Source organism: Nitrospirota bacterium (genome assembly GCA_040755395.1).
Classification (GTDB): Bacteria; Nitrospirota; Nitrospiria; order Nitrospirales; family Nitrospiraceae; genus DATLZU01.
In genome coordinates this window covers 15,329-32,469 of the sequence record JBFMAX010000015.1, presented here as the reverse complement: position 1 = coordinate 32,469, position 17,141 = coordinate 15,329, and the positions used below count along the sequence as shown (strand labels likewise).

General features: G+C 63.8%; 20 protein-coding genes. 16 read left to right on the top strand and 4 right to left on the bottom strand.

What is annotated here, in order from left to right:
- Positions 1–19: 19 nt before the first annotated feature.
- Positions 20–1,294, bottom strand: coding sequence for an N-acetylmuramoyl-L-alanine amidase (locus tag AB1555_17285; GenBank protein ID MEW6248441.1), 1,275 nt, complete (start codon positions 1,292–1,294; stop codon positions 20–22).
- Between the two features lie 160 nt (positions 1,295–1,454).
- Between AB1555_17285 and AB1555_17280 the strand changes: the two genes are divergently transcribed.
- The gene (locus AB1555_17280) at positions 1,455–1,988 is read left to right on the top strand and encodes an NYN domain-containing protein (protein MEW6248440.1); all 534 of its coding nucleotides are present in this window, start codon (positions 1,455–1,457) and stop codon (positions 1,986–1,988) included.
- On the opposite strand, the gene AB1555_17275 is transcribed toward AB1555_17280, so the two are convergent.
- Positions 1,975–2,769, bottom strand: coding sequence for a TatD family hydrolase (locus AB1555_17275; protein MEW6248439.1), 795 nt, complete (start codon positions 2,767–2,769; stop codon positions 1,975–1,977). The two genes, AB1555_17280 and AB1555_17275, sit on opposite strands and share 14 nt — an antisense overlap.
- A 115-nt stretch (positions 2,770–2,884) precedes the next feature.
- On the opposite strand from AB1555_17275, the gene AB1555_17270 reads away from it, so the two are divergent.
- The 13 genes from AB1555_17270 to AB1555_17210 all read left to right on the top strand — a co-directional run bounded on the left by AB1555_17270 (position 2,885) and on the right by AB1555_17210 (position 11,749).
- Positions 2,885–3,301 carry a transcriptional repressor gene (locus AB1555_17270; GenBank protein ID MEW6248438.1) on the top strand — a complete coding sequence of 139 codons (417 nt, stop codon included), beginning with the start codon at positions 2,885–2,887 and terminating at the stop codon, positions 3,299–3,301.
- On the top strand, positions 3,292–3,600 hold the full coding sequence (locus tag AB1555_17265) for a hypothetical protein (GenBank protein MEW6248437.1): 309 nt from the start codon (positions 3,292–3,294) through the stop codon (positions 3,598–3,600). The genes AB1555_17270 and AB1555_17265 overlap by 10 nt, the downstream gene beginning before the upstream one ends.
- Positions 3,601–3,765: 165 nt before the next feature.
- Positions 3,766–4,737: a GTP-binding protein gene (locus AB1555_17260; protein ID MEW6248436.1), complete on the top strand. Its 972-nt coding sequence runs from the start codon at positions 3,766–3,768 to the stop codon at positions 4,735–4,737.
- On the top strand, positions 4,725–5,786 hold the full coding sequence (locus AB1555_17255) for a WD40 repeat domain-containing protein (protein MEW6248435.1): 1,062 nt from the start codon (positions 4,725–4,727) through the stop codon (positions 5,784–5,786). The genes AB1555_17260 and AB1555_17255 overlap by 13 nt, the downstream gene beginning before the upstream one ends.
- Positions 5,787–5,788: 2 nt before the next feature.
- On the top strand, positions 5,789–6,085 hold the full coding sequence (locus tag AB1555_17250) for a hypothetical protein (GenBank protein MEW6248434.1): 297 nt from the start codon (positions 5,789–5,791) through the stop codon (positions 6,083–6,085).
- Entirely contained in the window at positions 6,082–6,786 is a 705-nt protein-coding gene (locus tag AB1555_17245; protein ID MEW6248433.1) for a DUF3386 family protein, read from the top strand. Before AB1555_17250 ends, AB1555_17245 begins: the two co-directional genes overlap by 4 nt.
- Positions 6,783–7,145: a hypothetical protein gene (locus AB1555_17240; GenBank protein MEW6248432.1), complete on the top strand. Its 363-nt coding sequence runs from the start codon at positions 6,783–6,785 to the stop codon at positions 7,143–7,145. The genes AB1555_17245 and AB1555_17240 overlap by 4 nt, the downstream gene beginning before the upstream one ends.
- Entirely contained in the window at positions 7,142–7,303 is a 162-nt protein-coding gene (locus AB1555_17235) for a hypothetical protein (protein MEW6248431.1), read from the top strand. The genes AB1555_17240 and AB1555_17235 overlap by 4 nt, the downstream gene beginning before the upstream one ends.
- A 37-nt stretch (positions 7,304–7,340) precedes the next feature.
- A complete protein-coding gene (locus AB1555_17230; GenBank protein MEW6248430.1) occupies positions 7,341–7,676 on the top strand; it encodes a zinc ribbon domain-containing protein in 336 nt (111 codons plus the stop codon).
- A 28-nt stretch (positions 7,677–7,704) separates the two neighbouring features.
- On the top strand, positions 7,705–8,040 hold the full coding sequence (locus AB1555_17225; GenBank protein ID MEW6248429.1) for a hypothetical protein: 336 nt from the start codon (positions 7,705–7,707) through the stop codon (positions 8,038–8,040).
- 94 nt (positions 8,041–8,134) lie between these two features.
- Entirely contained in the window at positions 8,135–10,570 is a 2,436-nt protein-coding gene (locus tag AB1555_17220; protein ID MEW6248428.1) for a TonB-dependent receptor, read from the top strand.
- A 19-nt stretch (positions 10,571–10,589) separates the two neighbouring features.
- Positions 10,590–11,081, top strand: a complete 492-nt coding sequence (locus AB1555_17215) for a hypothetical protein (GenBank protein MEW6248427.1) — start codon at positions 10,590–10,592, stop codon at positions 11,079–11,081.
- 92 nt (positions 11,082–11,173) lie between these two features.
- Positions 11,174–11,749: a phosphatase PAP2 family protein gene (locus tag AB1555_17210; GenBank protein MEW6248426.1), complete on the top strand. Its 576-nt coding sequence runs from the start codon at positions 11,174–11,176 to the stop codon at positions 11,747–11,749.
- A gap of 13 nt (positions 11,750–11,762) precedes the next feature.
- On the opposite strand, the gene AB1555_17205 is transcribed toward AB1555_17210, so the two are convergent.
- Positions 11,763–12,728: a GTP-binding protein gene (locus AB1555_17205; GenBank protein ID MEW6248425.1), complete on the bottom strand. Its 966-nt coding sequence runs from the start codon at positions 12,726–12,728 to the stop codon at positions 11,763–11,765.
- A 77-nt stretch (positions 12,729–12,805) separates the two neighbouring features.
- Positions 12,806–13,753, bottom strand: a complete 948-nt coding sequence (locus tag AB1555_17200) for a cation diffusion facilitator family transporter (protein ID MEW6248424.1) — start codon at positions 13,751–13,753, stop codon at positions 12,806–12,808.
- 147 nt (positions 13,754–13,900) lie between these two features.
- On the opposite strand from AB1555_17200, the gene AB1555_17195 reads away from it, so the two are divergent.
- Positions 13,901–15,097 (top strand): class I SAM-dependent rRNA methyltransferase, encoded by a 1,197-nt coding sequence (locus AB1555_17195; protein MEW6248423.1) that lies wholly within the window; start codon positions 13,901–13,903, stop codon positions 15,095–15,097.
- 26 nt (positions 15,098–15,123) lie between these two features.
- The gene (locus tag AB1555_17190; protein MEW6248422.1) at positions 15,124–17,115 is read left to right on the top strand and encodes an oligopeptide transporter, OPT family; all 1,992 of its coding nucleotides are present in this window, start codon (positions 15,124–15,126) and stop codon (positions 17,113–17,115) included.
- Positions 17,116–17,141: the final 26 nt, after the last annotated feature.

Genomic DNA, 17,141 nt, shown 5'->3' with positions numbered 1-17,141 from the left:
GGCGGTCGGGCGCGGCTCGTTACTTTGAGGAGAGACGGTTCGGACTGGCAAACGTTTTGACGCCATCGAACAGGGCTTCCGCGACGCGCGCCAAAAACGACGCGCTCTTCAGGAGTTGCTCTTCGGCCGGATTGGAAATATACGCGATTTCGGCCAGGATACTGGGCATGGTGGTGAAGCGCAGGACATAGAACGGAGCCGTCTTGACCCCGTGATCGACCGTGTTGTAATGGCCGTTCAGACGCGTGACCATCGCCTGCTTGGTCGTCCAGGCCAACTCCAACGAGTCCTCGATTTTCTTCGTCGTGAGGAGGTCGGCGACGAGGTATTCCCAGCCGACGCCCGTGCTGCTCAACGGCGTGCCGTTTTCCCGCGCCGCCACTTCGAGCGCGCGCTGATCCTTGGCTTCGCCGAAGTGATAGATCTCGATGCCCTTGATCCCTTTCTGCGGATGCGAATTCACGTGGATCGAGACGAACAGGTCGGCGTTGTTGCTGTTGGCGAACTTGGCCCGATCCTCCAGTTCGATGAACATGTCGCGGTCCCGCGTCATCAGCACCCGGGTGTCGGGTTCCTTGCTGAGGAGATCGCGGAGCAACAGCGCGACTTTCAAAGTGATGTCTTTCTCTTCCGTCCCGTGCGCGCCGCGCGCGCCCGGATCCTTGCCGCCGTGACCCGGATCGATGACGATCGTTTTGATTGTTTGTCGGGGAACCGGCTGGACGCGCGGCTGCGGTTCTTCATTGCCGTTGGGGGCCGGCTGGGCTCCGGTTTTGACCATGCTCTCGGATCCGGAGCGGGGCACGATGTCGACCACCAGCCGGTCGGGGTTCGACAGCGGCAGGATTTTATAGTCGCTGATACGTTTCGCCTTCAGCGAGACGGCGACGGACCGGGGGGTTCTCTGGGTGATCGTGACGGCTTCGGGGAGCGTTCCGCCCGAGAGTTTCCCTTTGGCGGCTTTCCCCAGTTTCGCGTTTTTCAGCTCGATGATGACCCGGTCGGGATTGTTCCGCCGGTTTTCGGTGAACTGCACGCGGCGTTCGAGATCCAGGACGAGCCTGGTCCAGTCCGGATACGTGGCGACCCGCAAATCCCGGATCACCGCCGGCGTCACGGCCGAAGACTTTTTCCTGGACTTGGCAACCGGATGAACGACCAGGGAATCCGTATAATGCGGCGGCAGCGTTGTGACCCGGGGCGGAGCGGCGGACGGAGACGGAGGGAGCGGTGCGCCGGCTGCGAAGAGCAGGGCAAGGAAAACACACGCAACGGCCCGACGCCGCTTGGTCACGAAGGACTCCGTCTCACGGTTCTCGCGGTGAATCGGATGAAAAACTTTTCTCAGATGTGCCCGGTATTGTCAAGGGGAATCACAGGAAATTCACAGCTTTCCACAGGACGCCGCCGAGGTTGACAGGCTTTCCCGTAGTCCGCTAGGGTGCCGCTCGCTCATGGCGATGCATCTGATCCTCGACGGCTACAATGTGCTCGGCGTTCGGTCGGCCGGTCCGTCCTCCGGCAGGCCTCCAAGCGAGTTCGCGCGCGAGCAGTTGCTGCGCGATTTGGCCGGCTATCGTCAACGCAAAGGGCATGCGATCACCGTGGTCTTCGACGGGTGGCGGGAGGGCCTGGGCGTCGAGCGCCACGAGCACCGTTCGGGCGTCGAAGTGATTTATTCGCGGCGCGGCGAGCGGGCCGATCAAGTCATCCAGCGGCTCGCGCAAGCATACGGTCGGGACTGCGCGGTGGTGTCGTCGGACCGGGAGGTGGCGGATTTTGCGAGAGCGCACGGCGCGTTCGTGATCGGCGCCGCCGAATTTGCCGCCAAACTCTCCGCTCCGGTCGCATCGCCCGCCGGCCCGGCGTTGAAGGGGCGGGTGGTCGAGGAAGAGGACCCGCCGAGGCGCAACCCGGACAAGAAGGGCAACCCGCATAAACTTCCCAAAGCGCTTCGTCGCAGAAACCGCCGGCTCAGGAAATTCTGAACAGCCGGCGGGCGTTCTCCGCCGTGATCCGGCCGATCTCCCCTGTCGCGGCCTCGGGCGCAGATCTGATCTCGGCCAACGTTTTCGCAACCAAGGCGACATAGGCCGGCTCGTTGCGTTTGCCGCGGTGGGGGACCGGCGCGAGGTAGGGGCAATCGGTTTCGATCAGCAGTCGATCGGGCGGGACGGTTTTCGCGATGTCGCGCAACATGGTCGCGTTCTGGAATGTGATAATTCCCGAAAAAGACAGGTAGAAACCGAGATCCAACGCATCCTTCGCCAGCCACGCATCTCCCGAGAAACAGTGAAACACCCCGCCCACTTCCGAGGCGTGTTCCTCTTTGAGAATCGCGATCGTGTCTTCCTGCGCCTCCCGCGTATGAACGACGAGGGGGAGCTTCAACTCGCGGGCCAGCCCGATCTGTTCGCGGAACCGAGAGCGCTGCTCTTTGGGCGACGAGTGGTTGTAGTGGTAATCCAAACCGATCTCCCCGTAGGCCACGACTTTGGGATGCCGGGCGAGCCGCCTCAGTTCGTCGTACCACCCGTCCCCGATGTGTTTGACTTCGTGCGGATGGACGCCGATCGTGGCGTACACGAACGGGTACCGCTCCGCCAGCGCGACCGCCGCGCGGCTGGTGGCCAGGTCGCACCCGATCGTGACGAAGGCGCCGACCCCGGCCTCTCGCGCCCGGGTGAGCACCGCCTCGCGGTCGGCGTCGTACCGGGCATCATCCAGATGCGTGTGTGTGTCGATCAGCATGGCGGCCGATCTTAGCACGAGCCTCGTTTCCGTGGCGAGGCTGCATCGAGCCGGGCCGGATGGAAAAAAACGGCGTTGACAACGTCGGCGCCGCCGTGGTAAATGCAAGTCACTTGCAATTGGATTCCGTGCTATGAACGCGTCGATGCTCCGCAGTCTCAAAGCGGTCGGCAAGAAACTCACCAAGCCCAGGAAGGCGATGTTGGAGATTCTTCTGGAGAGCGCCTTACCGATCACCGCGGCGGAGGTGCATGAGCGCCTGAAGCGGGCGCATCGAACAGTGGACCTCGTCACCGTCTATCGGAATCTGGCCATGCTCCAGGAGCTTGGATTGATCGACCCGGTCGGGTTCCACGAAGGGCAGATGCGGTACGAGGTGCGTCACGGCCGGCAGCACCATCATCACATTCGATGCCGGGGATGCGGCCGTATCGCCGACTTGATGCTGTGCCCGTTGAAAAAGTTGACCGAGGTGGTCGAACGGCGGACCAGATTCGTCGTCGAAAGCCACGCCCTGGAATTTTTCGGATGGTGCCCGGAATGCCGCTGACCCGTATGGGCGCTCAGTCCTGTCGCTGGTTGCTCGCCGCGGCCTATGTCCTGCTGGTTCTGGCGCTTCAGCCTCTGCTGCTGGATCACGCCTTTGCCGCCGGGTCGTCTCATGGACATTCGGATCGAGATTTCTGCGCCTGGCTGGACCATGCGGCGGGCGCAGGAGTCCACGCTGCCGCTCCGTCCGCCGTCCTGCACGTCGTCGCGCTTACCCGCACGCCTCATCTCCGCGAGTTTCTCCTCTCCGTTGATCGCGTGCAAGACCCCGTCCGCGGTCCGCCTTCTCTTCTCTCCTAGCCTGTACGCCGTCGTTCGTTCCGTCCGGCGTTGCGCGCGGACGGATCGACCATCGGCCGATCCATTGACTGTCCGATCGGCGCGACGCGGCCGGCGAGTCCCGATCCCGTCGGGTGTCGGTGGGCCTGCGGCGGTCGCGTGTCCGGTCGAAGAGAGAGGCGCGTTATGGCTGCGGGTGTCATGGCGCCGGTCCCCGTCACCGTGTTGACGGGCTTTCTCGGCGCGGGAAAAACGACCCTGCTCAATCGCATTCTGACCACGGAGCACGGCAAGCGGATCGCCGTCGTCGTCAACGAATTCGGCGAGGTCGGGATCGACAACCAGCTCGTGATCGGGGCCGACGAAGAAATCTTCGAGATGAACAACGGGTGCATCTGCTGCACGGTGCGGGGCGATTTGATCCGCATCATCGGCACGTTGCTCAAGCGCAAAGACCGGTTCGATTATCTGATGATCGAAACGACCGGACTGGCCGACCCGGCTCCCGTCGCCCAGACGTTTTTTGTCGACGACGAGATGCGGCGCCGGCTCGTGTTGGACGGAATCATCACAGTGGTGGATTCGAAACACATTCGGGAGCATCTCGAGACGAGCCCGGAGGCGAAGGAGCAAATCGCCTTTGCCGATGTGATCCTCTTGAACAAGATCGACCTCGTCCCGCCGGCCGAGGTGGACAAATTGGAGGCGCGCATCCGGGCGATCAATGTGATGGCGAAGATTCATCGGACCAGAGACGCCCAGGTCGAAATCAACCGGCTGCTGAACATCGGCGCCTTCGATCTCAGCCGCAAGCTGGAGATCGATCCGAACTTCTTGGGCGAAGAGGCCCATCAACACGACCCCAGCGTCTTTTCTGTCGCCCTCGTCGAAGAGGGATTGGTCGATGAACGCAAGGTCAACGACTGGTTCCGGGGAATCCTCTCCACCATGGGGACGAATATCTATCGGATGAAAGGCATTCTGAACGTCAAAGGCCGAGACCATCGGTTCGTGTTTCAGGGCGTCCATATGCTGTTCGACGGGAAGGCCGATCGGGCATGGAAGCCCGGCGAGGCGCGCACCAATCAGTTGGTCTTCATCGGCAAGGACCTCGATCGCGACGCGCTGACGAAGGGGTTTCGGGCATGCCTCGTCTAGCCAAGCGACAGGCGGTGGTGAGGTTGAGGCCGGGCGGGTCGGTTCGACTCGCCGACTACGTTCACCGCGTTGCCTTTTCGGCGGACGGCCGCCGGCTCGCGGCCTGTTCGGCTTCCGGGGAAGTGGCGGTGTGGGACGTGCCGTCGTTGACACCGGTCTGTCAGCCGACGGGGCACCGGGAATCGGCGCTCGCGTTGGCGTGGCATCCCGTGCGACACGCGTTGGCGACCGGCGGACAGGACGGGGTGGTCAGGATGTGGATGACGGACATGGGAGAGGAGCGGGCGGTTCTTCCCGTCGGGCCGCCGAGCTCCTGGGTTGACCATCTGGCCTGGTCGCCGGACGGCGTGTGGCTCGCGGCTTCCGGAGGGAAGACGTTGCGCGTGTGGACGACGCGCGGCGACGATGCGCCGCAGCCGGCCGGGGAAGTGCTGGCCCATCAGACGACGATCTCGGCCCTGGCATGGATGCCGCGAGGCGGCGGGGTGATCACGGCCTGTTACGGCGGCGCATGGCTGTGGACGATCGGGGAAGATAAACCGGTTCGGTCGTTCCCCTACGACGGCGCGCTGCTGTCCATCGCCGTGAGTCCCGGCGGCGGGTTCCTGGCTTCCGGCAATCTCGATGGATCGGTTCACCTGTTCCGGACGGAGAACGAACAGAACTGGCACATGTCCGGGTATCCGATGAAGGTGACGTGCGTGCGATTCGACCATGACGGGATGAATCTGTTCACCGCGTCGGGTCCGGCGTTGATGTCCTGGAACATGAAGAAATTCGAGGGAACCGGCGGGCGGCTGTTCAAGGGGCATCTGGGATGGATCCGCGAGATCGCCTGTCACCCTTCTCATTCCCTGGTCGCCACGGCGGGCGAAGACGGCTTCCTGTGCCTCTGGGAACCGCGGACGACGAAACCGATGGTGATCGAGGAGATCAACACAACGGGCGGGTTGTCCTGCGTCGCCTGGAGTTCCACGGGGACGCGGGTGGCGACCGGCGCCGACGACGGAGCCGTGTCTCTGTTGTTCGTCGAAGGGCTGGGAGACTGACGATGAATCTGTTCGGCGGGCGGCGCGCGATCGATCCCGACCAGGCCGACCGAATCAAGTCCTGGGCTCGTGCGAGGTGGGGCCTGAGCGACGAGACGACGGTCATGGTGACGGAATTGGAATGTCGCGAGCCCGGCTGCCCGCCGATCGAAACCGTGATCGCCGTTCTCGAAGGGCCCGGACAAGTGAGACAGTACAAGATCCATAAATCGGCCGGCGAGGTCCGGCGCCGCGATGTGGAGGACCTGGCCAAGGAGCGCGATCACCACGACCACGAGAAGGAGGGGCGACACTCATGAGCGGGACGACGAAGTCCGCCGCGGAGGAAGGCGCGAAGTCGAGCGACGATCCCGTTGCGCGGGGCTTGGTTCGGGAAGCCCATAGCCGGATGTACAAATGGCCGGCCGGGTTCGGCGGGTACCGGGCGGATGTGCTCGTCAATGACGAGGGGGAGGTGTTCAAGGGCGAGGTCTGCGTGATTCCGCGGAAAGAGACGACCGTGGAACTGCCGGGCGCGGACCCCGCGCTCCGCGAATGGGTGCGCGAGCGGCTCTGGACCCAAGGTATGCACCTGGCCCACCTGCCGTTCGAAGAGGGCGACGGGAAGTACGTGTTCTCGTTCGATCCGGACGAAGATCCGGCCCGGTTCCATCCCCGCGGCCGTCGCGTGTTGCTGACCGGCGGTCGGTTGGACTCGTGGTATCGCATCAAGGACCGGCAATACACCCAGATCGGTCGCATCGCTCCGATGATCGAACGGCGCGTGAATACCATCGAGCGGTACGACGCGGCGCCGGACGGCAGGCAGTACTCCAGCCATTACGTCATGACCTATTTCACCCTGGACGGCCGCTCGGTCATCGGGATGGAAAGCTACGTGAACGAGTATGCGGACCTGCGAGGACTCTGGCTCCCGTTGCGCCGACGGATCTCTTTCGGCGAGCGAGGGCTGGTGAAGACGCGGGTGATCGAACTGTTCAATCACGAGGTGGGGGTGTGAGCGCGGATCAGGACGATACGGAACAACCGACGGCCGACCGTGAACCCCGGCGCGCGGCTGAACGGCGTGTGGAAGCGGAAGGCATGGTCATTCCCAAGACGGCCTCAATCCTTCCGTTGCTGGTGCTGTATCAGCGGGCGTGGGAATTGACCCAATCCTCGGAGCTGTCGCTGGCTCGGCTGGCGCACGCGGCCGAGGCGGCGGCCCTGGCCGACGCCGTCTGTCACCTATTGGCCGAGGCGGGAGACGAAGCGGGCCACGTGCGCTGGGCGGCCAGACTGTCGGAAGCCAGGCACTGGGTCGGCGTCATCCATGATGCGCTGAGCCATCAGGAGGGTTTGGAAGAAATAAATGAATGACAGCATCTCTGAAGCGGGGTCTCGGTCACGCCGGCCTTCACCGCGGCCGGCTTTCAATCGTCTTGGCCGATCTGATGCCCGGCCTGCGGGCGGTGCCGCGCCATGCACGATGGAAGGTCGGCGGAATAACGGCGATCGCCTTGCTCCCGCGCAGATAGACGGACCGAAGTTCTCTGAGGATCGCCAGGAGGGGCCATGCCGATCTATGAATATCAGGCCGAGCAGTGTCTTGGGCCGAAGGATTGTCCCCAACGGTTTGCCTTCCGGCAGACGATGAATGAACCGCCGGTAACACGGTGCCGAGTCTGTGGCACGGCGATGACACGGATCTTGTCGTCGTTCAGTGCCGGTGCCGGGACGTTCGCCTGCGAAGCCGCCGAGGCTGGGCCGGCGCACGGCTCTTGCGCGCCGCCGGCGACGCTGAAGAACATGTTCGGCGGAGGATTGAGGATCGTGGGTTGCGGACATGCCCATGGTCGGGATTGTGGTCCAAAGGACGCAAAGGAAGCGGAATCACGCGCCTTGCGCTGATCGGCGCCCTCTGTTAAAAGATCGCCTGGTGATGAAGACCATCCCGACACAACGTACTGTCCGTCGCAGAGCACGTGTCACCGTGGCCTTGACCGTGAGCCTGATGCTCCTGGTCCTGGCGCCGTTCGCCGTCGCATTGGACGTCCACCACGAGCTGGCCGCCGCCGATGCGGACGGGCATGAGCACTCCGATACGGACCTCTGCCAGTGGGTGCAACACCAGACGGCCGGATCACTTGACTTTGATCCTCCCAAGCCCGCCGTTGCCGAGAGAGTCGGGCAACAGGAATTCCCGGCCGAATCCGTTCTTCTGTCCATCGATCTCTCCTCCGCCGGTCCCTCGCGCGCGCCTCCGCTCCGCTAGATTTCGCTCCAGCCGATCGGGCAAGGCGCAACCGCGAGACGCGCGGGCTTGCGCCGTCGTCTTCATTCAATTTTTGCCGGTGGAGGAAGAAACCATGAGCCGTTTCTATTGGTTCGCCCGCGCGATGTCATTCGTCTTATTGGGTTTCTACGCCGTATCCGGATGGGAGATGAGCTCGGCCTCCGCAGCGGAGGAGAGTGGTCGGAGGGTCGTTCGAGGATTCGTCCAAAATCAAGACCTGCGGCGCATTCCCCAAGCCATCGTGCAAGTCAAGGATCAGGAGGGAAATCCGGTCGCGACCGCCGTCACCGACGACGCGGGGGAGTTTTCGGTGACGGTGCCGCAGGAGGGCACGTATTCGGTCAGCGCCGTGCAGGAAACGTATCGGAGCGAGTATGTGATCGTGAAGATCGGGACGGAACCGCCGCCGCCGATGCGGTTGACCCTGGCCCTCACGCAGGAAATCGCGCTGGAAGTGGTGTCGCCGCTGCCTCCCATTCAGTACAAGGCGTCGAGCGAGACCTACTCGGTGAGCCGGAAAGACATCGAAGCGTTGCCGCGCGGAAACAACAACGAGCTGCACGATGTGCTGCTGACCATTCCGAGCGCGGCCTACGGCGCGCTGAAACAGTTGCACATTCGGCAGGACCACGCCAACTTACAGTTCCGCATCGACGGTGTGCCGATTCCGGACACGGTGACGTCCGCCTTCACGGACGTGATCACGCCTCGTGCCTGGGAACGGGCCGACATCCTCCTGGGCGGTATGGAGGCTCAGTACGGGTGGAGAACCACGGCGGTCGTCGATATCACCAGCAAGAGCGGGACCAGGCCCGGCTTCGGCTCGCTCCAGATGTTCGGCGGATCGAACGAAACGCTCAACCCCTCGTTCGAATACGGCGGCACGGTTGGCGAAAAGTTCCGCTACTACGTGCTGAACAGCTTTACGTCCACCAATCGCGGGATCGAGCCGCCCACGCTGGGGCATTCGATCTTTCACGGGCAGAGCGAGCGCAACCAGACGTACCTCCGCGGCGACTATCAACACGACAATCGCAACAACTTCACTTGGCTGTTCCTGAATTCGGTGGCCAAGTATCAGATTCCCACCACGCCCGGACTGGCGGTCAACCCGGACGTCCTGGCGTTGCTGCAAGCGCAGAACCCGGCGTTCAATCCGGTCGCCTCGCAGGCCATCGATGAAAATCAGAAAGAGAACAACCAGTACGCGCACATGGTCTGGCGGCACGACATCAACGCCGGCAATTTCTTCAGCCTGGCCGGATATTTCCGCCATACCCGCGCCATCTTCAGAACGGATCCATTCAACGTATTGGCGCACGTCGCGGATCCTGATGAGCCGTTCTCGGCGGCCGATCAAGACCGGATGGCCTATTCGGGCGGCGTGCGGCTGGACTATACCTACGTGCACAGCAAAGAACATCTCATCAAAACGGGATTTCAGATCGACCGCACCCAGGCCGTCAACAAGACGCGGCTGTTCGCCTTTCAACGCGATCCGGGAACCGGCGAGCCGATCGGCAACGTGCTCGGGCTCGATGCCGACAACCGGCTGATCGGCTACCGCCAGGAATTCTGGCTGCAGGATCAGTGGACGCCGGACGAACACTGGACGTTCAACCTCGGCGTCCGCGGCGATGCGATCCAATACCAAATGAGCGAGGGGCAGGTCAGCCCGCGGGTCGGCGTGACGTACAAGTACGACAACGCCAACGTCTTTCATGCCTTCTACGGCAGATTGTTCACCCCGCCGAACCTGGAGGCGATCTCGTTCGCCAAGCTCAACACCATCGGCACGACGGCGGGGCCCGAGAATCTGACCAACAACACGGTCAGGGCCGAGCGATCCCACTACTTCGAAGTGGGGAGCTATCACGCACTGACATCATGGGCCACGCTGGAACTGACGGGCTATTACAAGCTCAACCGGTACCAATCGGATGCCGGCCAGTTCGGCACCACGCCGCTCCTGAATTTCTTCGCCTTCGAACGGGGATGGCAGCGGGGGGTCGACGGCGCCCTGAAAGTCCAGGTGACGGACAACCTGGCCGCGCGCGGGAACGTGGCCTGGGGCCAATGCAAGGGCTACGGCCTCCAGTCCGGCCATTTCCTGCTGGAACAGAAGGAGATCGACGACGTCAACTCGCCGGGCGGCGTGTTTTGCGATCACATGCAATTGCTGACAAGTTCGGCCGTGGTGAGTTATAAGTTTCTGGAGCGGACGACGATCAGCGGCCAGATGCTCTACGGGTCGGGTCTTCGCACGGCGGCCGACGAGGAAGCCAAGACGAATTCTTCGCACAGCCCGTCCTACACGGTTTACAATGTCTCCATTTCTCACGTCATTCCGTTGCCCTGGGATCGGCAGAAGTTCCTGATCGGGTTCGATGTGATTAATCTGCTGGATCAGAAATATTTCATCAACCAGGGCGAGGGAAGCATCGGTCTCGGCGTCGCGCACGCCGGCATGCCGCGGTCGTTTTTCTTCAGAGGGCAGTGGTTCTTTTAACAGCCGTGAGGCGTGAAGCGTGAAACGTGAAGCGTTGAACACTCGAGTCGGAAGAGCCGAGCGCCATTCCGTGCTCGCCGGGTCTTTTGCAGCGGTAGCCGGACTCGTTATTCCGATCGTTCTTCTGGCAGGAAATAGTCCGGCCGCCGAAGGCGATCGCGCCACGCATCAATCCGATCACGACGAGGACGTCGTGGTGCTGCCGGAAGTCCATGTGCATGGGCTCCCGCTCAACAAGGACCAGCAACTGGGACCGGTGCCGAAATCCACCCCCTGGCCCGCCATTCCGCCGTCGCTGGAAGGGAAAGAGCTGGACGACTGGATGAAGGCTCGCATGCTGGTCTCCAAAGACGCCAGGGTAACGGTCGTCGTGCTGGAGCCGGCCAGACATCGGGAGTTGACGATCGCGGGGATCGCCGCCCTCAACAAGTGGACGTTCGATCCGCAGATGAAAGGGGATGAGCCGGTCGACGGAGAGCTCACGGTCCGCATCCATTTTCGCACGCGATGAACGAAAAGCTGATAGCTAATAGCGAATAGCGGGCAGCTTCGACCAACCAGACAAACGAGACAGACCAGATAGACCGAACAGACCATCTTCTGATGAACTGGGACGAACAGCTCTTCCTCGCCATCAATGGACTAGCCGGCCGGTCGCCCGGTGTCGACTGGGTAATGGTGGAATTGGCAAGACCTGGGCTGCTCTGGTTGCCCGGGATTCTCCTGGGAATCTATTGGCTCTGGCTGAGCTGGCGGGAAGCGCTCGTGGCCGCTCCCGTGTTGGCCGGGGCCATCGGGTTGGTGGACGCCGTCGGCGCGCAACTGAAACATCTCGCGCAGCGGCCGCGTCCCTGCGAAACGCTGCCCGGCATCCGTGAACTGGTCGGCTGCGGCGGGACGTTCGGATTCCCCTCCAACCATGCCGTCAACACGGCGGCCGCCGCGGCCTTTCTGCAGCTCCTCTATCCGCGATCCGGCTGGATCAGTTGGCCGGCGGTGTTCGTGGTCGGGTTCGCGCGCGTCTATGTCGGAGCCCACTACGTGACGGACGTGGTGGGGGGCTGGCTGATCGGCGGGTTATTCGGAGTCGGCACTGCGTGGGTCCTGCTGCGGTGGCCTCGATTTCCTCGCCCGGCCGCCAAGCCCGCACCGTCCCCGTGTCACCAACCACGCGGGTGATCGGCGCTCTCGCTCACTGTTCGACACAGGCCAGAAGTTCATTCCGGCAGCGTTCCTGGTCGTAATCCCGGCCGATCAGAACGACGACGTGGTCCGGCTCGTCGAGCAACGTGACGGGCGAGACGGTGTGGATGCGCGGCGGAAAGAACTGAAATTCCTGTAGTTCGGGCTCGCCGGCAAAACGGAAGAATCCCTTGGCTCGTTCGATTCCGTCCGGCAGCGCATCGACCCACCGGAGAAAGCGCGGTCGATTCAACGGGTCGGGCAGATGGATCGTCACCACCATCGGGTGACGGCGCGCGCCAGAGGCCGGCGCGGTCGACGGGCTTCGAGTCTGCCCGAACGCGACGCGGACGGTCGGCGCCGGACGAGCGGGCGGATCGGCCTCAAGCAGCGCATGCGGGTCCACGCGGGCGTGCGCGGTCTCCCAAATCCTGGCGTGGGGATTCTCCTTGATCGCGGCGGCCTTGAACTGTTCCCACAATCCGGGCACGTAGAGATCGCGTTTGTTCAGGATCACGTCGTCGGCATACCGGACGGCGTGACGTGTCGCGATATCCGGCATCGCGCCGTCCGACATCGCAGCCGGATGCAGCAAGGCGATCGCCCGCTCCAGCCGGATTAGTCGCGATACATAGACATCCGTGACGGCATCGACGACCTCCGCCGGGTCGGCCATTCCCGAACATTCCAACACGATCAGGTCCGCCCGGTCGTCCGTGACCAGTCGGCCGATGCCCCAGGCCAAATCCTCTTTGGTATCGCAGCACACGCAGCCGCCGGCGAGATTCAGCACCTGTTGCGCGAGCGTGCTCGCCCGGGGACCGTCGATGCTGACCGCGCCGGCTTCGTTCATCAACACGCCGACCCGGCGGCCTTGGTTACGCCAGTGTTCGAGGAGCCGCATGAGCAGGGTCGTCTTGCCGGCTCCCAATGAGCCGCAAAGGAGATAAAACGGAGCGGGATGTCCTCGCGCCATAGATGATGCCGTGAGCCCTGCCGGATCGCTGAATCGGCGCCGGCCATTTTACTCGGAGCGCCTGATCGGACGAAAGATCAACGGCGGGTTTCGAGGGCTTCAGCGGGCCGGTGCTGATCGGCGAGCCGGTTCAGGTCGCAGTGGACCGCATCCGGGTGGCAGCACTGGGTCTCCATCTGCACCGTGAGGTGGCGGATGCCGAAGTCCGAGGCCACCCGCGCGCGGATCGACCGCAGCAGGCCGTTGGTCAGCACGGTGTCGTCACCGTCGACCTGGACGTGGCACGTCAACATGACCAGCCGCGGTTCCACCGCCCAGATGTGCAGATCGTGCACGTTCTTGACGCCGGGGATCGACTCGATGGTCGCGGCGATCTGGGACGGGCTGAGGCCCGGCGGCGTGGATTCGAGCAGGACTTCGAGCGATTCCCGGAAGAGCGGCCAGGCGCCTTTCACGATGGCGCCGACGACGGCCAGGCTGACGAGCGGATCGAGAATCGACCAGCCGGTGAGCAGGATCATCCCGCCGCTGATGACGACGCCGAGCGAGACCCAAGCATCCGCCAGCATGTGCCAGAACGCGCTGCGGATGTTGAGGTCCTCGCGCGCCCCGTGTTGGAGGAGCAACGCGATGGCCAGGTTGGCGGCGAAGCTCAGCGCCGCGATCAGCATGACCCATCCCCCGGCGACCGGCACGGGGGAGAGAATCCGCTTCACGCCGACCAGCGTGATCCCGACGGCGGTGAGCAGCAGGATGAAGGAGTTCAGGAACGCCGCGACGATACCGGCGCGGTGGTACCCGAACGTGCGCGTCTCATTGGCCGGCCGCGACGTGAGCATGTGCGCGTAGAGCGCCAGAAAGAGCGAGCCCTGGTCGATCAGGTTGTGTCCGGCGTCGCTCATCAAGCCGACGCTGTCCAGCAGGAGGCCTCCGGCGAACTCCGCCAGGATGATGAACGCATTGACCGCGAGCGCCATGCGCAGGCGGGACCGCAGTTGCCGGTAGGAGGGATGAGCCTCGGTCATCAACGCTAGTTTCGCACGGCCTTCTCGCGCGCGCAAGTTGCGCGCGAGGGTTTGCCGGGTGAACGCGTCCTACCGGGCCCGCCGGTCATGCCCATCACCGGTTGATTCGGCTTGACGCGGAGGAGGGAAGAGGCCGATAAGTACGCCATGTCGTCGTCACACGAGATTCCGACCGCACGGATCGTGCTGTCTCCCGATCGGGAGCGACGGGTCGATCCGGGACATCTCTGGGTCTATGCCGGGCATGTGCGTGAAGTAAAGGGCGAGCCCGGTCCCGGGGACCTCGTCGATCTTTACACTGCTGCAGGTCGATTCTACGGGCGCGGCTTCTTCAACCCGCACTCCAAGATCCGTGTCCGCATCCTCACCTTTCAGGATGAGCCGATCGACGAAGGGTTCTGGGCGGCACGCTTGGAGGAGGCCGTCAGGTTGCGCGAGCGGGTCGTGTCCGGCACGAACGCCTACCGGATCGTTCACGGCGAGTCGGACCTGCTGCCCGGTCTGATCGTGGATCGGTACGGCGAATTGCTCGTGATGCAGACGCTGGCGTTCGGCATGGACCGCTGCAAGGACATCCTCGCCGATCTGTTGAGAAGTCGAACCGGCGCTCAGGGTGTGTTTCTCCGCAACGACGCGAAGAGCCGGGCGTTGGAAGGGTTGTCGCTCGAACAGCGGTTTCTGCGCGGAGAAGGTCCGACGACGGTCGAGGTATACGAAGGCGATGCCCGCTTCTTGGTGGACGTGGAGCGGGGACAGAAGACCGGATGGTTCTGCGACCAGCGTGAGAATCGGTCGGCTACGGCCTCGTTGGCGAGGGATCTGGAGGTGTTGGACGTCTTCTGCCACACGGGTGCCTTCGGCCTCCAGGCGGCGCTCCACGGCGCCCGGTCGGTGCTGGGCCTGGACGTAAGCCGCGATGCGCTGGTCCTGGCCCGTGAACATGCCGTGCTGAACAAAGTCGAGCAGATCTGCGCGTACCAGGAGGCCGATGCGTTCGAGGAGTTGCCGAAGCTGGAACGGACCGGGCACCGGTATGATCTGGTGGTTCTGGATCCGCCGGCCTTCGCCCGACGCAAACAGGCGGTGACCCCTGCGTTGGCCGGCTACAAGGAAATCAACCTGCGGGCGCTGCGGCTGGTGCGTTCCCAGGGCTTTCTCGTGTCCTGCTCCTGTTCCCATTACGTCGGCGAACAGGACCTGTGGAGGACCGTGCTCGCCGCCGCGCGCGACGCGAGACGGCGCGTCCGCTTGATCGAGAATCGGTCGCAGAGTCGGGATCATCCCGTGCTCGCCTCCATGTCTGAGACCCGTTATCTGAAGTGCCTGATCATGCAGGTTCTGTGAAACGTCCGCCGCAGGACGCTGTGTCGATGCCGCCGTTACAGGAGGAACAAGACGCCGGGCCGGTCGTGCCTGCCTCGACGGTCCTGCCCGAGATTACGATCAAAGCGCTCGTCCTTTCGGTCATTCTGGCAGCCGTCCTGGCCGGAGCCAATGCCTACCTGGGTCTGTTCGCCGGGATGACGGTCTCCGCCTCGATCCCGGCGGCCGTCGTGTCGATGGCGGTCCTGCGTTGCTTCCGCCGATCCAACATTCTTGAAAACAATATCGTCCAGACGGCGGCCTCGTCCGGGGAGGCCCTGGCGGCCGGGGTGATCTTCACCATTCCGGCCCTGCTCCTGATCGGTTACTGGCAAGCCTTCGACTATTGGCAGACGGCCGCCGTGTCCTTCGTCGGCGGCCTGCTGGGCGTTGTCTTTACGATTCCGCTGCGGCGGGCACTGATCGTCGGCGCGCGGCTCACGTTCCCCGAGGGGTTGGCCACCGCCGAGGTGTTGAAGGTAGGAACCGGGCAGGGTCGAGCGGCGACGGCGGGCTTCCGAACATTGGCCGCGGCGGCGGTGACCGGCGGGGTCATGAAATTCGCGGAAAGCGGCCTGCGACTCTGGACTGAGGCGGCCGAAGGCGCGTGGCAGGTCGGGCGGACGATACTCTACGGAGGGATCAACCTGTCGCCGGCCTTGCTGGCTGTGGGATTCATCATCGGTCTCCGGACTGCGGCGGTCGTGTTTCTCGGCGGCGCGATCGGGTGGCTGATCCTGCTCCCGGCGTATGGCGCGGTGGCGGGAGTGCCGGAGGGCATGAACGGGCTTGCCGCGGCCCGGGCGATCTGGAGCAGCCGGATTCGCTACGTCGGCATCGGAGCGATGCTGGTCGGCGGCGTATGGACCTTGATTCAGGTCCGGGACCCGATTCTCCGGAGCCTGCGCCGACTGGCCGAATCCTACGGACGGTTGTCGGCGGAAGCCGCCGGCATCGGCGAGACCCACGCCGAGGCGACTTCCGGCCCGCCGCGAACGGAACGGGATGCCTCGTTTCCCTGGATCGCCGGCGCGTTGCTGGGCTCGGTCGCGGCGATGTGGCTCATTTATCGCTCGGTCGTGGGTGATCTGATGGTGGCGTCGGGGATGACGCTGGTGATGGCGGCGGCGGCGTTTCTCTTTTCATCGGTGGCGGCCTACATGGCCGGGTTGGTGGGCAGTTCCAGCAATCCGGTGTCGGGCGTGACGATCGCCACGCTCATGCTCGCGTCGCTTCTGCTCGTGGCCGTCATGGGCCGGGGCCACCCGGCCGGTCCCGCGGCGACGTTGCTGATCGGGGCCGTCGTCTGTTGCGCGGCGGCGATGGGCGGAGACAACCTCCAAGATCTGAAAACCGGTCATCTGGTCGGCTCGACGCCATGGAAGCAGCAGATCATGCAGGTCGTCGGAGTCGCGACAGCCGCCGTGGTGATCGTGCCGGTCCTCTCGTTGTTGCACGCGAAGTATGGAATCGGCGACGCGACGGCGGACCATCCCCATCCTTTGAGCGCGCCGCAGGCCATGTTGATGGCGAGCCTGGCGAAGGGCGTATTCGGGGAGGGTCTGCCATGGCCTCTGGTGGGAGGCGGTATGGCCATCGGCGCGCTGGTGATCTGGCTCGATCGGCGGCAGGCCGCGCGAAGCGCCGCATTTCGCTTGCCCGTGCTGGCCGTGGCGTTGGGCATCTACCTGCCGCTCAAGTTGTCCGCGGCCATCGTTGCGGGAGGGCTGATCGCCGAGTGGTCGCGGAAGCGAGCGGCGAGGTCAGGCGACGTTTCGACTCAACAGGGAGTCCTGTTTGCCGCCGGATTGGTGACCGGCGAAGCGCTCCTGGGTATTGTCTTGGCCTTCCCGATCGCGTTGAGCGGGCTATGGCCGGGTCTAAGCGTTGATCCATTTGCGCTCTTTGACGTCCCGCCGATGGGCGCATGGCCGGGCGTGGCCGCACTTGCGGTTGTCGGCGCGATGCTCTATCGCGCCGCATGTCCGAGTCGATGCTGAACGATGGGGATTGCGGACTCAGTCCT

Excerpts from the sequence above, each read along its gene's own strand:
- AB1555_17280 (MEW6248440.1), top strand. The coding sequence starts at position 1,455 with ATGGCGATGCATCTGATCCTCGACGGCTACAATGTGCTCGGCGTTCGG.
- AB1555_17270 (MEW6248438.1), top strand. The coding sequence starts at position 2,885 with ATGAACGCGTCGATGCTCCGCAGTCTCAAAGCGGTCGGCAAGAAACTC.
- AB1555_17265 (MEW6248437.1), top strand. The coding sequence starts at position 3,292 with ATGCCGCTGACCCGTATGGGCGCTCAGTCCTGTCGCTGGTTGCTCGCC.
- AB1555_17260 (MEW6248436.1), top strand. The coding sequence starts at position 3,766 with ATGGCTGCGGGTGTCATGGCGCCGGTCCCCGTCACCGTGTTGACGGGC.
- AB1555_17255 (MEW6248435.1), top strand. The coding sequence starts at position 4,725 with ATGCCTCGTCTAGCCAAGCGACAGGCGGTGGTGAGGTTGAGGCCGGGC.
- AB1555_17250 (MEW6248434.1), top strand. The coding sequence starts at position 5,789 with ATGAATCTGTTCGGCGGGCGGCGCGCGATCGATCCCGACCAGGCCGAC.
- AB1555_17245 (MEW6248433.1), top strand. The coding sequence starts at position 6,082 with ATGAGCGGGACGACGAAGTCCGCCGCGGAGGAAGGCGCGAAGTCGAGC.
- AB1555_17235 (MEW6248431.1), top strand. The coding sequence starts at position 7,142 with ATGACAGCATCTCTGAAGCGGGGTCTCGGTCACGCCGGCCTTCACCGC.
- AB1555_17230 (MEW6248430.1), top strand. The coding sequence starts at position 7,341 with ATGCCGATCTATGAATATCAGGCCGAGCAGTGTCTTGGGCCGAAGGAT.
- AB1555_17220 (MEW6248428.1), top strand. The coding sequence starts at position 8,135 with ATGAGCCGTTTCTATTGGTTCGCCCGCGCGATGTCATTCGTCTTATTG.
- AB1555_17210 (MEW6248426.1), top strand. The coding sequence starts at position 11,174 with ATGAACTGGGACGAACAGCTCTTCCTCGCCATCAATGGACTAGCCGGC.
- AB1555_17205 (MEW6248425.1), bottom strand. The coding sequence starts at position 12,728 with ATGGCGCGAGGACATCCCGCTCCGTTTTATCTCCTTTGCGGCTCATTG.
- AB1555_17200 (MEW6248424.1), bottom strand. The coding sequence starts at position 13,753 with ATGACCGAGGCTCATCCCTCCTACCGGCAACTGCGGTCCCGCCTGCGC.
- AB1555_17195 (MEW6248423.1), top strand. The coding sequence starts at position 13,901 with ATGTCGTCGTCACACGAGATTCCGACCGCACGGATCGTGCTGTCTCCC.
- AB1555_17190 (MEW6248422.1), top strand. The coding sequence starts at position 15,124 with ATGCCGCCGTTACAGGAGGAACAAGACGCCGGGCCGGTCGTGCCTGCC.